The organism is Pseudoflavitalea rhizosphaerae (assembly GCF_003991355.1).
GTDB classification, from domain to species: Bacteria; Bacteroidota; Bacteroidia; order Chitinophagales; family Chitinophagaceae; genus Pseudobacter; species Pseudobacter rhizosphaerae.
On record NZ_RCSU01000005.1, the window covers coordinates 358,707 to 371,717 of the forward strand.

At 46.9% G+C, this 13,011-nt stretch carries 11 protein-coding genes; 9 read left to right on the plus strand and 2 right to left on the minus strand.

Annotation, left to right across the window (positions count from 1 at the left end; genetic code table 11):
- Positions 1–24 precede the first annotated feature (24 nt).
- The 9 genes from D9Y29_RS11330 (at position 25) to D9Y29_RS11370 (ending at position 10,285) form a co-directional block, all read left to right on the plus strand.
- Positions 25–3,621 carry a SusC/RagA family TonB-linked outer membrane protein gene (locus tag D9Y29_RS11330; RefSeq protein WP_127128102.1) on the plus strand — a complete coding sequence of 1,199 codons (3,597 nt, stop codon included), beginning with the start codon at positions 25–27 and terminating at the stop codon, positions 3,619–3,621.
- A gap of 22 nt (positions 3,622–3,643) precedes the next feature.
- A complete protein-coding gene (locus D9Y29_RS11335; RefSeq protein ID WP_127128104.1) occupies positions 3,644–5,131 on the plus strand; it encodes a RagB/SusD family nutrient uptake outer membrane protein in 1,488 nt (495 codons plus the stop codon).
- A gap of 21 nt (positions 5,132–5,152) precedes the next feature.
- The gene (locus D9Y29_RS11340) at positions 5,153–6,004 is read left to right on the plus strand and encodes a hypothetical protein (RefSeq protein ID WP_127128106.1); all 852 of its coding nucleotides are present in this window, start codon (positions 5,153–5,155) and stop codon (positions 6,002–6,004) included.
- Between the two features lie 33 nt (positions 6,005–6,037).
- Positions 6,038–6,520 carry an LEA/WHy family protein gene (locus tag D9Y29_RS11345; RefSeq protein ID WP_127128108.1) on the plus strand — a complete coding sequence of 161 codons (483 nt, stop codon included), beginning with the start codon at positions 6,038–6,040 and terminating at the stop codon, positions 6,518–6,520.
- Between the two features lie 126 nt (positions 6,521–6,646).
- Positions 6,647–7,375: a porin family protein gene (locus tag D9Y29_RS11350; RefSeq protein ID WP_127128110.1), complete on the plus strand. Its 729-nt coding sequence runs from the start codon at positions 6,647–6,649 to the stop codon at positions 7,373–7,375.
- Positions 7,375–8,526, plus strand: coding sequence for a S41 family peptidase (locus tag D9Y29_RS11355; protein WP_127128112.1), 1,152 nt, complete (start codon positions 7,375–7,377; stop codon positions 8,524–8,526). Before D9Y29_RS11350 ends, D9Y29_RS11355 begins: the two co-directional genes overlap by 1 nt.
- Before the next feature lie 94 nt (positions 8,527–8,620).
- On the plus strand, positions 8,621–9,193 hold the full coding sequence (locus D9Y29_RS11360) for a hypothetical protein (protein WP_127128114.1): 573 nt from the start codon (positions 8,621–8,623) through the stop codon (positions 9,191–9,193).
- A gap of 2 nt (positions 9,194–9,195) precedes the next feature.
- The gene (locus D9Y29_RS11365; protein ID WP_127128117.1) at positions 9,196–9,480 is read left to right on the plus strand and encodes a winged helix-turn-helix domain-containing protein; all 285 of its coding nucleotides are present in this window, start codon (positions 9,196–9,198) and stop codon (positions 9,478–9,480) included.
- A gap of 112 nt (positions 9,481–9,592) precedes the next feature.
- Positions 9,593–10,285, plus strand: coding sequence for a hypothetical protein (locus D9Y29_RS11370; protein WP_127128119.1), 693 nt, complete (start codon positions 9,593–9,595; stop codon positions 10,283–10,285).
- Between the two features lie 15 nt (positions 10,286–10,300).
- Here D9Y29_RS11370 and D9Y29_RS26535 read toward each other — a convergent pair whose 3' ends face one another.
- A complete protein-coding gene (locus D9Y29_RS26535) occupies positions 10,301–10,438 on the minus strand; it encodes a hypothetical protein (RefSeq protein WP_164735373.1) in 138 nt (45 codons plus the stop codon).
- Positions 10,439–10,674: 236 nt separating this feature from the next.
- A complete protein-coding gene (locus D9Y29_RS11375; RefSeq protein WP_127128121.1) occupies positions 10,675–12,885 on the minus strand; it encodes a TonB-dependent receptor in 2,211 nt (736 codons plus the stop codon).
- Positions 12,886–13,011 lie beyond the last annotated feature (126 nt).

A 13,011-nucleotide genomic window follows, 5' to 3' on the forward strand; every position in this document is an offset into this window, starting at 1 on the left:
GATCAATATTAAACTGCTTTTCAAATGAGAAATGTTGTTACAACACCTGTATCATTGCGGGTAAGAGGGCATTTTGTGTGCGCCATCCTTTCCCTGCTCCTGTTGGGAGCTTCTATTCCGCTCTTCGCACAAACGAAGAGACCGCTGGATAAAAAGATCAGTTTCAAAGTCACCAATGTAAGTCTTGCTGAAGCCCTGAAAAAATTCCGGGCCGCATCCGGCGTACACATGACCTTCAACCAGGAGGATGTAAACAGTCAGCCTGCTGTAAGTATCGATGTGGCCGACAGAACCGGACGCGAAGTGCTGGAGAAATTATTGTCGAACACTGCCATCAGGTTTGCCGAAGCAACAGATGGTAATGTTTTACTGATCCTGAAAAGCAGCAAAAAAGATAACACACGCGCAGGTAAGTTCTTTGATGTGAATGGTCAGATAGTGGATAACCAGGGGCATGCACTTTCCAATGCCACCATCATGGTATTACCGGAAAAGAGAGGGCTCACTGCCGATAAGAACGGTATGTTCAATCTAACCGCCAAAGAAAATGATATCCTTCGTTTCAGTTACCTGGGCATGAAGAGCTATGAAGTGAGGATAAGAAAAGATGAGTTCCTGAAAATTGCGCTGGATACTGCTCCAACGGTAATGACTGAATACGTTGTTACGGGCTATCAGACCATCGAAAAGCGCATGCTCACAGGTGCAGTCACTACACTTACGCCCGATAAATTCCTGAAACCCGGTGCGGCAAGTATCGATCAGATGCTGCAGGGTAAAGTACCAGGTATGGTTGTTACTTTCAACAGTGGCAGCCCTTCCGCCGCTCCAAAGATCCGCATCCGCGGCACCAGCACCATTTTAGGAAATGCATCACCTCTCTGGGTGGTAGACAATATCATCCGTACTGATCCTGTGAACCTGAGTCCGCTCCAGGTGAATACCGTACTGGCTGCTGCACAGGAATCGAATTTCAGCATGGTGGGCAATGCCATTTCCGGCATCAACCCATACGATATCGAAAGCATCACATTTTTGAAAGATGCCGCAGCCACTTCCATTTATGGTGTGCAGGCCGCCAACGGGGTGATCGTTGTAAAAACAAAAAGAGGAAAACCAGGACCGGTAGCTATCAACTATAACCTGAACCTCGGTTTCACCGGAAGGCCACGATATACCCAGATGAACCTGATGAACTCCAAAGAGCGCATCGATGTTTCAAGGGAAATGTTGCAGAACGGTATTTACTATCCAAACGGACTTCGTTCCGTATCTTATGAGCAACTGGTGGATGAACTTGCAGCACGTAAGATCACACAGGAAGAGTTCTCTGAAAAAGTTGGACAGCTGGAAACGATGAACACAGACTGGTTTGATCTGTTGACGCAAAATGCTTTCAACCAGACCCACTCCATCGGCTTCAGCGGGGGGGCCGGCAAAACGAATTATTATGCATCAGTTAGCTTCTCCGATAACAAAGGAGCATTCAAAGGAGATAATGTGCAGAATTATTCCGGCAGGTTGAATCTTGAATCTAACCTGAGCAGCAAGCTGAACGTGAATTTATTGATTGATGCCTCCTACAGGAAAGCGAAAGGATACTATAATGTAAATCCTTTCGATTATGCATTGCAGACTTCCCGCACCATCCATCCTGATTCCTTTTATATTGCGCAGTTGTCCACCAATTTAAGATCGCCCTGGGTAAACCCCGATCCGATCCGCTACAATATCCGTAATGAGAAGGATCAAACAGGTTCTTCCACTACTACACAAAGTTTCAATATTAATACCGGCATCAATTACAAGTTGATGCGGGGACTAAGCTTCCAGGGAACCTATAATCTTGAAGCTTCAGGGAATACCAACTTCAATTTCATAACAGCCCGTAGTTTTGCAGCTGCAGTAATCAGGGGATATGATTATAATGCATTTAAGAAAGGTGATTCCAAATTCGAAAGATCTGCGCTTCCTTACGGAGGTATCGGTTATCCTGCCTCAACTCAAAATCTCGCGCTCAATATCCGCAACCAGTTTAACTATAACCTAAGCCTTTTTGAAGGGAGGGATAACCTGTCGGCGATGATATCGCAGGAATTGCGTTCCGTAAAACAAGACGGAACGATGTCGCTCGAGCCAGGTTATTTTCCTGAACGTGGAAACACTTACTATTCCGGATATTACAATACCCGCTCTGCCGTTGGATCACAGGCATATCACCAGGTAGTGAACACGAACACCGTTACCAATACATTATCGTGGATGGCCGGTTTCAATTATCAATTCAACAGGAAGTACACCATCAGTTCCAGTATCCGAACAGATGGTTCAAACCGTTTCGGCCAGTATTCCAACCAGCGTTTCCTGCCCAACTGGCATGTAGGCGCCATGTGGAATATTACTGCGGAGCCATTCATGGAAAGAGTGAACTGGGTTGAGCAGGCATCATTACGCGCTTCATTAGGTTCACAGGGAAATGTGGTATCCCAGGTAGGTCCGCAGTTGATCGCCAGCTACCCGGCAGCGCCCGTGGATGATATTTCCAATGAATTTGTACTGGACCTTAAAAGCCTGCCTTATCCTGACCTGCGCTGGGAGAAGTCGAAGGCCTTCAACCTTGGACTTGATCTTTTACTCTTCAAAGGGAGATTACAGATCAATGCGAATGCCTACTACAACAGAACTACGGACCTGATCGTTACCGTGGAACTTCCGCTTGAATATGGTATAAAGAATATGTACATGAACAACGGCAGCATGAACAACAAGGGATGGGATATAGGTGCAACGGTTGTGCCTGTACGATCAAAATCAGGAATAACCTGGAACCAGTCTTTCAATTATTCGATGAACTATAATAAAGTGGTAAGGTCCGGTATAGTGAGCAATTACGCGCAGTACCTGAGTGGAGCTGCTGTAGTGCCCGGATTGCCATATGGTTCCTTCTATTCATTCGGATTTGCAGGCCTTAGCCCTGTGAATGGAATGCCAATGTATGAGTTTTATGAAAATAAACAGGGTTTCAATAAAGATGACCCATCCACCTGGTTAAAGTATTCAGGAAGGATCGATCCGGTATTGGATATGGGGACCACCACTACCATCACCTATAAATCATTTTCACTTAATGCATCATTCCTGCTGAGATTGGGCCATCATAAACGTCTTAATCCCCTGTATCCGAAAAATGCTTCAGAAGTAGCACCACCTCCTGAAATGAACCTCTCGAGGGAGATGCTCGACCGCTGGCGTAAACCCGGTGATGAAGCTTTCACCACCATTCCCGGCTACGCTAACTGGGACAGGACTTCGTATATTCCGGCAGAAATTGGTCATATAACGGGAGCGGGCAGCCCTTATACGCTCTATGACAGATCATCCGTACGTGTGGTGAAAGGTGATTTCTTCCGTTGCACCAACGTAAGTTTCGGATATGCGTTACCGGCAGCAAGCATTAAAAGATTTGGCGCCCGTGGCATGAATATCGGGTTTTCTGTGAACAACCCGTTCATCATTACCAGCAAGGCATTCCACGGACAAGACCCCGAGACCGTAGGAACCGGCGGAACATCATTGCCGATCACAGCTTCCTATACAATGAGCCTGAACGTTTCTTTCTGATCACCCCTCAAAAAATTATTAAATGAGAATTTCGATCATATTCCTGTTCCTGGCCGGCATCCATTTCTCCTCCTGCAAAAAATTCCTGGAGGAAAGAACACAGAGTGAAATGACGCCTGTATCAACGGAAGATTACAGCCAGCTTTTGTTTGGGACTTCCTATCCGAGAGGCAGCACCGTTATGATGCCTGGTATTTCACTGATGAGCGATGATATGCAATATTATTCTCATCATATAGATCACGACTATGATGCCAAAACAGGTTATCCGGCATTTACCTGGCAGTATAATTATGATGAACTTGCCCGGACATCCGGACTTACAAATCCATACAAGGATTCCTGGACAGTTTTGTACAATCTTATTACCGGTTGTAATATCGCCATCGAAGCTACGCCTGATTCTAAGGGCACAGCCAGTGAAAAAGACCAACTGATGGGGGAAGCTTATGCGCTCAGGGCATTCCTCTACTGGCACCTGATCAACCTGTATGGCCGTCCGTTCAATGATTCTACCACTACACCCGATAAATTACCTGGTGTTCCCCTGCTGATCTCCGCGGAACTCAGGAATGAATTGCCGGCGCGCAGTACTGTAGCCGAAGTGTATACGCAGATCAGGAAAGACATCGAACAGGCTGTGACTCATTTCAGCGTTGATAAAAGAAAAGACAACCTTTACCGTTTCAATTATCCTGCTGCACATCTCCTTGCCTCACGCATCTATCTCTTTACAGAAGAATGGGAGAAAGTGATCGAACATGCAACGGCTTCCATTGCAGCACAGCCATTGGTCCTGGACCTGAACGACTGGCCTGCCGGTTATTACTATGATGAATCGATGTTCAGGCCGATACATGCGCAAAAAAATCAGGAAACCCTTTTCCTGTATGGCACGGCGAGTGAGATGAGAACAGGAGCAGATTTTGTGGCAGGGATGTCGGATGACCTGGCTGGCAAGTTTGAAACGAACGATCTCCGCGCGAGCATCTATTTTGCCCCGCTGCCCGAATTCATGCAGATGTTCACTCCACTGAAGTATGGTACACAAAAAAGGGATTTAAAAATAAATGCTCTTGAAAACGCTACCTCACTCAGAACAAGTGAGGCCTATCTTAACAGGGCAGAGGCTTATGCACAGTTGTATGCAGTCAAAAACAATCCGGCTGATGCTCAGAAAGCACTGGACGACCTCAATTTCATACGCCAGAGAAGATTCACTCCTGCAAACTTCCAACCGGTTACCATGATGCCAGCTGCAGAGTTGCTCCAGTTCTGCCGTGATGAAAGAAGAAGGGAATTCTTTGAAGAAAATCAACGCTGGTTCGATCTTCGCCGTTATGGTATGCCTGAGATCATACATATCTATGCGCTTTTCGCGGAAGTGCAAAGATTCAAACTCATGAAAGGCGATCCTTCATATACCCTGCTGATCCCCAGTGAAGCCATTCGCCTGAATCCAAAACTGGAACAGAATCCCGCGGCTCCGCCAAGAATGCCATTTTATTAATCATCCTCAATTCCTGAAGCAATGCAAATACTGAAACATATCACCCGCTTCGCAACCTGCGGCCTGCTCCTGGCCTTATGCTCCTGCAAGAAGGAATCAGCCTTGACGCCAACTGAAGACAATCGTCTGTATAAACTTCCCCAGGGCAATCAGCCCTATGACCAGGAGATCATGAATTTCTATGATAAGTACAGAACAGTGATCCTTTATAAATTCAGCAATCTGGATTTCCTGTATTCTCCCAATGGGAACAATCCAGCCTATGCCAGTTTCACACCGGCAGAAGGCAGCCAGGTGCAGGAATCCCTCGACTTCCTTCATGAGCAATGGTTCGATCTTTACAATGAGGATTTCCTGAAAAAGACACTTCCATTCAAGATATTGCTGGCTTCTGACCTTAAGAGGGTAGTACCGCCCAATACAGGTTTGCCCGTTGGCACCACCTATCCAAGGGCCATCAAGGGTTACAACCATGTTACTTTCGGCAGGGCCGGCAGGATCAGTTCCATGACAGCAGCTGAAAAAGACACCGTGCGTGGTGAATTGAACAAAGCCTACTGGCATCTTGCAACACTCAACCGGATGATAGAATTACCTCCGGCCTTTACCTCACTGATGCCGGATTATAACAGTGTGCATGCCTGGTACCCGGAAAGGTCCGGCGTTTTCACCCTGCGCATCGGCATGACGCATTTTGATGATATTGCCGATTATATCTATTACATCACTTCCACCGATTATGCCACGCTTTCCAACACCCTGTTCACGCCAACCCGCGATCCCAATGGCATGTTCAGGAAAAAGTATGACGCCATCGTTGAATATTACCTGGAGAACTACAATATCGACCTTCAGGCCATCGGGAATATGTAGTCAACATCAAAACACTATAACGTATACCTGTACATGAAGTTTTCATATTTTAAAACGAGCATGCTGGGAATGACGCTTTCAGGCGTCCTTTCCTTTTCATCCTGCACTGTGTTCGAAACGCCGGAGATCAGGGAGCCGGATGAAATGACGGTTCAGATACTTTCTTTCCAGGATGCAAAGGCCAATATCCGGATCGAATCTCGCTGTCATAACCAGAATGGGATCGGTTTTACATTCAAGGGCGGGGAACTTGACCTGATGCTGGACAGCTTCAGGCTGGGGCGCGCCATCGTTGATACCAGCTTCAAAGTGGCGGCCCATTCAGATTTTATGGTACCGATCCAGCTCACCATCGATGCAGGGGAAATGGGCAAAACGAATATGGATTTCACAAAAGGTGTGAACGTGACTGTAAATGGAAAAATGAAAGGCTCCGCTTTCGGGATCAATCGCGAATTGCCTATTCATTATGTAAAGAAACACACCATCAACCTGGTCCTGCCCTATAAATTGTAAGCCCCCCTAAATCGAACAGGCCGGATGAACAAATTGGAAATTCATCCGGCTTTTTCCTGCTATGCCGTTTCTGCTGCTTATATTGTGTAGCCAATCCCTTTCTTTTCCGGTTCACAGAAGGCAGTTATGAAAAGAAAATATATTTCGATAATACTGATGCCTGCACTGTTACTGCTTTGCAGGCATTCTGTTGGGCAATGGTCCGCTGGCGTTTCGGCTGGTTTCACTCTCAATCAACCCGGCAGGGCCCCCGGTCAGGCTTATTCCAAATACCTCCCCGCTGGTGGCTTTGCCCTGGGCATTCCTGTTCAGTACAACCTCACGGAACATTGGGGACTGCGTGCGGAACCCGGGCTGTTGCAAAAGAATATCAGCTTCGAACGCACTAACAATTACTCAGGCACCTGGGAAAAAAGATACAATAACTACCTGCAATTACCCCTGATGCTGCAATACAGAACAGGCGGCGATCATAAATTCTCAGGATTCATGCAGACCGGCCTTTATGCAGGCAGTTGGATATCAGGCAGACAACAGGGAGCCGTTCCCGATATCTATGACCTGATAGACGAACCTGATCCCGGCGGAGGCTCCACTTCCTATTTCCGCATCAAAACGTACAATCATAAATATGAATTCGATTCAGAAAAAGATCAGCGGATAGACTGGGGCGCTGTGGCAGGCATTGGGCTGAACTACCAATTCAACAGCCAGGTCCATTTTTACCTGGAACTCAGGTACAGTCAGCCTTTCACGAGTTATGAAAAAGAACCAATTACCGGTCAGCAAAAACCGGTACACCAGACGGCCGCAGCCATGCTGGGTTGTTTGATGAACCTGTTCAACCGTAAATAATGATGGCCAGACATACCCGATATATCATTTCACTGCTCACGCTCCTGGTGCTTTTTCTATATTCCTGCAAAAAGGAAACCGGCAGCACAACAGTTAAGGCGCCGGAAAATTTCAGCGAAGTATTCGATCAGTTCTGGAACAATATGAACAAGCGCTATGTTTTCTGGAAGGAAGAAAGAACAGACTGGGACGAGGTACACCGGAAATACAAGCCGCTGTTTGATGCTCTCGATTTTCATGATGCGGGTGATCTGAAAAGGTCTGTTCAATATTTCCGGGAAATGACCGCCAACCTGATGGACGGGCACTATTATATTAAATTTACACACCCAACATTGCAGGATTCCTCTGTTTATCCGTCGCAAGAAAGGAAGCGAAGATCCCCCTGGTATCATAACCCTTACAACTACTCGAAAGTGGTCCGCTACAAACTGGACCCCAATTACAATGTTGGCGTTGATAATTCAACCAGTGTAACCCTGGGCACCATCAGGCAGCATATCCTTTACTTCAGTTGCAGCTATTTTTATCTTTACGATGCCTACACTTCCAGCCGTAGCAACAATGTGAAACCTGTGCTGGACCTGTTTTTCAATGAGCTGGCCAAATCACCTTCGCCCTATAAGGGAGTGATCATAGATCTTCGTGGGAACGGGGGAGGAGATATCAGTGATCTGAATTTCCTGATGGGCAGGTTAACCGCCACACCGATTGCCTTTGGTTCTACCCGGTACAAAACAGGCGCTGGCAGGTTGGAATATACACCCTGGATCAATTCTTTCATTACACCACTGAAAGGCAGTAAGGGCGTGGATATTCCTGTAATTGCGCTGGCCGATAATTTTTCTGCTTCACTGGCGGAAAGCGTTACCATGGCTATCCAGGAAATGCCCAATGGAAAATTCATCGGCGAGTCTACCTGGGGCGCCAACGGGCCATATGCCTCAAACGAAGCGCTCTACAATGCCGGTCCATTTGAATTGAATGGCTTCATGAAAGTTCAAACCGCTTCTGCTGCCTTCAGGAACATGAATGGCAGTATCTCCGAAAGTGTGGGTATAGTTCCCGATCTTTTGGTCCCCTTCGATCCAATTGCCATGCAGGACGGGAGGGACCCCATCCTGGAAGCAGCACTGCTTCAATTCGAGTAAGCAGCTTACCGGTGTGCCGCCATCGGTGAAATTTCGGTGAACGATTTGGTTTGTATCATAAACTATATTTACATTTGATTGTCAATTCAATCATATGAAACAAGCAGAACCAGTTCTCACGCCCGCCGAAAGCATACAACTGATTGCAGGTGTAATGGCTGATAGTAAACATTCCGTTCGCCCCTGGCGTTTTGTTTTCCTGTTATGGGGATGGCTGATCGCAGTTGCCAGTCTCCTGTTCTTTTTATTAAAAGAATACACGGATTTCAGGGCTTACTTTCTGCCTTTCCCCTTGCTTGTGACTATTGGTATTGCACTTACCATCCGCCATTTCAGGCAACATCGATACAACAGTGAGGGCTATGCGGACCATTATGTAAAACAACTCTGGACTATCCTTGGGATCGCATTCATGGTAGTGGTATTGGTAAGTGTGATCAGTCAGGTTCCGCCATTCACTTATACGATGGTACTTGGCGGCATCGGTACGCTGGTAACGGGCAGGCTGATCCGTTTCACGCCACTGGTGGCGGGCGGTGTATTGTTCCTTGTATTGGCCGTGGCCAGCGTGTTTGCACCGGATAGCTACAAACCGTTGATACAGGCTGCAGCCGTATTGCTGGGATACCTTGCGCCCGGATATTTATTGAAGGCAGAAAATAGATAAGCATGTTCAATGAACTGGACCCCGTGCTGAGCACACAAGTTCGTCTCGCCATCGTTTCCGTACTGATAAAAATGAAAAAAGCTGATTTCAATCACCTGATGGAAGTCACCAATACCACGCAGGGCAACCTGAGCCATCAAATCAAAAAACTGCAGGAAGCGGGCTATATCGATGTGGAGAAAACCTTCAAAGGAAATTATCCGCAGACTGTCTGCTCCCTTACTGCAAAGGGAAAAAAAGCTTTTGAGAAATATGTGAATGATATCAAAGGATACCTGCACCTCTGATTGAATAAACGAATGCATAACAAGGCCGCCGGCCTTTTTTTATCCAATTTTAGTTTGTATCACAAACTAAATTAACAAATAAAACCTAATACTTCATCTAAAATTTTTCATTATGTTAGTAGACAAACACAAGGGACCTAACCCAGGCATTACCGCCATTGTTTATGTAGTATTGTTTGCAATGAGCCTGATCACTTATTTCAGTTTATCGCATGGGAGTGCCTATCCGATGCCACTGGGGCCGGTGGATGTTTCGCAATCCATTTTCCTTAATTTTCCCGATGCTTTTCTGGCCAATGCATTTTTCGGATTTGGAACGGCATTTCCTTTGGGCCTGTTCACGGCAGCGGTCACCAGCAGGCTTAGCTTCCTGGGCGTGCGGGCCACAGGAGTATCTATCGCACTCTTTGGCGGAGTGGCTGCATCTGTATTCGTGGCTTTATCATCCATCAGCACCTGGGTGCTCTCACAGCCAGGTATAGCCGTAAACAAGGAACTCATGCACGCCCTGCAATTGTTCGGTTTTCTGAATGGTGGTCCTGCTTTTGCCGTGAGCATGGGCCTGTTGATGGCGGGTATTTCTGTGCCTGCGTTGATACTCCGGTTGACACCGCGCTGGATCGCAATCCAGGGACTGGTTCTGGCCGCATTTGGCGTGCTCAGTACTCTTAGCCTGGTATTCTTTCCGCTGATGTACCTGTTACCGGCTGTGAGATTCGGGTCCATGATATGGATGATCGCCATTGGTTTTTCTTTACCGAAAACGATGCCGGTCCATACACAGGCGCAGGGGCTCAGTGCCTGATAATAGAAAAATAAACTACCCAGGCAACCAGGAGCAGAACATGAGCGCCATACTGAGGTTGCCGTTGAAGATGAGATGCGGATCGCCTTTGAGTATATATGCGATCAATATTCCCAGGAAAAATGAAATAATGAGCAGGAATAATGGTTTCATGGGGTAAAGATAGATGCTGTAACTGCCGGTGAGATTTCCGCTCTTGTGAGTAACTTATTTTATTCTGTGAAACCGGCATTCTTTCGGTGAACGAAGATTACTCAGCGTGTGCCCAGTCGCTCGCCTCTGGCGAGTGACTTCTATTTAGTCGCCTCCGGCGAAGCGGTGTTCGCCGGAGGCGAACAAATACAGGTCACTCGCCAGAGGCGAGCGACTGGCTGGGACGCAACATTCCTCTAAAACTTATAACTGATCATAGCTCTCAGGTTGAAAGGCGTTCCGGGAGTAAAGTGAATTTCTGTAACAGGCGCCGGTTCGTTTTTCAATCTGCTGGTGGTGGCAAATTGTGTTTCGTTCCACTCTTTATTGAAGATATTCTCAGTGATGATGCCGATTCCAAAATGTCCCCACTGAAAATTCAGGCTTGCATCTGTGATCCAGTAGCCTTTGGCAACGATGCTGTTGTCCTCATTGGCTGGCCTGTTTCCCAGATACCTTGTTTTCAGGCTCGCAGACAATCCTGAGGGGTGTTTGAAACTGATGCCTCCGGCCGTGGTGATGTGTGGTGCAAGCGGGATGCGGTCGGCCCCTTTGGGCTCTTCCGTAGCGCGGGCATAGGTGTACGTTAGATCGCCGTTCAGGAAAAGGTATTTCCCAAGCTGGTATCTTGCGCCAAAATCCAGGCCCTGTCTGCGTGTTTTGCCACTGGGTTCTACCACGCCTTCATCTCCTACGTATACAAATTCCTGTTCCAGGTAAAGATACCAGGCGGCTGCATTGAGCATGAGACGGGGCAATGGTTTCCAGAGAATGCCCAGGTCTGCGCCATATGCAGCGGGCAATATTTTGTGCCCTCCCTGCGCTACTACTACGCGGGTATCGTTGCCGTGGAACCCTTTGCCAAGTTTCAGGAAATATTGTAAACGATGGTCCTGGTTGAAAATGAAATTCAGTTTTGGACTGAAGGCGGTTTTGCTTTGCGATTGTTGTTTGTAAGTAACGGACAACTGATCAGTATAATCGAATTTGAGATGATCGATACGAATGCCGGGATTGATCACCCATTTGCCTGCCCTGATCTCTGCATTGGCGTATCCGAAGAGATTGGTCTCGTTGATATCACCAAGCATCACACGATCGATGGTGGTCTTACGGTTCACGGTATGCGATAATTCGATATTATCGATCGCATCATTCCTCAGTCCAACTGCTGCCTGGAAATCGATCACTGTTTTCTTCCAGTAAAAATTCCTGTTGAGCTCGGACTGAAAACCGATGATATTTCTTTTTTCTTTCTGCCTGATCTGATCGCCATTGACATCATCATTTAGGAAGAATGTGAAATTGCTGTAGAGCTCAAAATCATAATGACTGAAATATGCTGTATTCTTCACGAAGGTATTTTCATCCACCTGTTTGAGGAATTGCAGGTTGATATTGCTTCTTGAGGTATTGCCGCCTTCCGTATCATCGATAGCGCCGAAACGTCCGATACTGCCATCTTTCACGGCCCGCTCAGGGATTTGTCCACTGGCATTCCATTCGCTGCTGAAATGGGAAAAAGCGATGCTGAGCTTATCGTTACCCGGAAGCCAGGCGCTGTATTTGCCCATCAGGTTGAGGCGGTTGAAATTTTGTGGTGAATCGAAGAAGCCATCTGTTTTGATATAGTCGGCACCAAACCAGGCAGCGTTCTTTTCATTATTCACGATATTGAACATTCCCAAAGTACGGAAGCTGTTGAATTTACCGGCTTCCAGCTGTACAAGGCTATGATCGAGTCTGTCTTTTGTTTCGAAAGCCACGTAACCTGCGGTGGCAAAATTACCTTTGTTGGCATAGTAGGGGCCTTTATCGAAGTCTATTTTTCCAATTGTTTCAGGAATGAGGAAATGGAGATCTGCATAACCCTGTCCATGAGCGTGGCTTACCATATTTACGGGCATGCCATCCACACTGATATTGATATCTGTGCCATGATCTATATCGAAGCCGCGCAGGAAGATCTGTTCTGCTTTGCCGCCTCCTGCATGTTGTCCTATGAAAAGCCCCGGCACTTTGCGCAGCAGTTCCTGTGATGAGTTCACAGGATTTGTTTGGAGGTCCACATCGGAAATGATATTGAGGTGACGAACAGCAGCCGTGATGGTTACGTTTTCCAGTTGGAAGGCCGATGGCTGCAGGATGATCCGCAATGTGTCCAGGTCCGCAAAGATGGTGCGGGGAGCGCAGGAAACATGTGTGATACGGAGAGAGTCGCCTTTTCGTGCATCGCGAAGAAGGAAGAACCCATTTTCATTACTGTGCTCATGCGCGCCTGTCTGAAGGTTATAGATAGTTGCATTGGTCAGTGGTTTTTTATCATGACTCAATACAAAGCCGCGCACACCCTGCGCAAAAGAGGAAGCAGTAAATAGAATAAGCGAAAAGAGTAAAATCTGTTTCATGCATTTGGTTTTGGACCGGGTAATCAATGCTTGCGGTTTTTTGCGGGCCAAATATAGCTTAATGGTCTGCTTCCTGCAGGAATGATTATTTAAACGGCGCAATTAAAGGCAGAAACACTTAAATTG

Excerpts from the sequence above, each read along its gene's own strand:
- D9Y29_RS11330 (WP_127128102.1), top strand. The coding sequence starts at position 25 with ATGAGAAATGTTGTTACAACACCTGTATCATTGCGGGTAAGAGGGCAT.
- D9Y29_RS11335 (WP_127128104.1), top strand. The coding sequence starts at position 3,644 with ATGAGAATTTCGATCATATTCCTGTTCCTGGCCGGCATCCATTTCTCC.
- D9Y29_RS11340 (WP_127128106.1), top strand. The coding sequence starts at position 5,153 with ATGCAAATACTGAAACATATCACCCGCTTCGCAACCTGCGGCCTGCTC.
- D9Y29_RS11345 (WP_127128108.1), top strand. The coding sequence starts at position 6,038 with ATGAAGTTTTCATATTTTAAAACGAGCATGCTGGGAATGACGCTTTCA.
- D9Y29_RS11350 (WP_127128110.1), top strand. The coding sequence starts at position 6,647 with ATGAAAAGAAAATATATTTCGATAATACTGATGCCTGCACTGTTACTG.
- D9Y29_RS11355 (WP_127128112.1), top strand. The coding sequence starts at position 7,375 with ATGATGGCCAGACATACCCGATATATCATTTCACTGCTCACGCTCCTG.
- D9Y29_RS11360 (WP_127128114.1), top strand. The coding sequence starts at position 8,621 with ATGAAACAAGCAGAACCAGTTCTCACGCCCGCCGAAAGCATACAACTG.
- D9Y29_RS11365 (WP_127128117.1), top strand. The coding sequence starts at position 9,196 with ATGTTCAATGAACTGGACCCCGTGCTGAGCACACAAGTTCGTCTCGCC.
- D9Y29_RS11370 (WP_127128119.1), top strand. The coding sequence starts at position 9,593 with ATGTTAGTAGACAAACACAAGGGACCTAACCCAGGCATTACCGCCATT.
- D9Y29_RS26535 (WP_164735373.1), bottom strand. The coding sequence starts at position 10,438 with ATGAAACCATTATTCCTGCTCATTATTTCATTTTTCCTGGGAATATTG.
- D9Y29_RS11375 (WP_127128121.1), bottom strand. The coding sequence starts at position 12,885 with ATGAAACAGATTTTACTCTTTTCGCTTATTCTATTTACTGCTTCCTCT.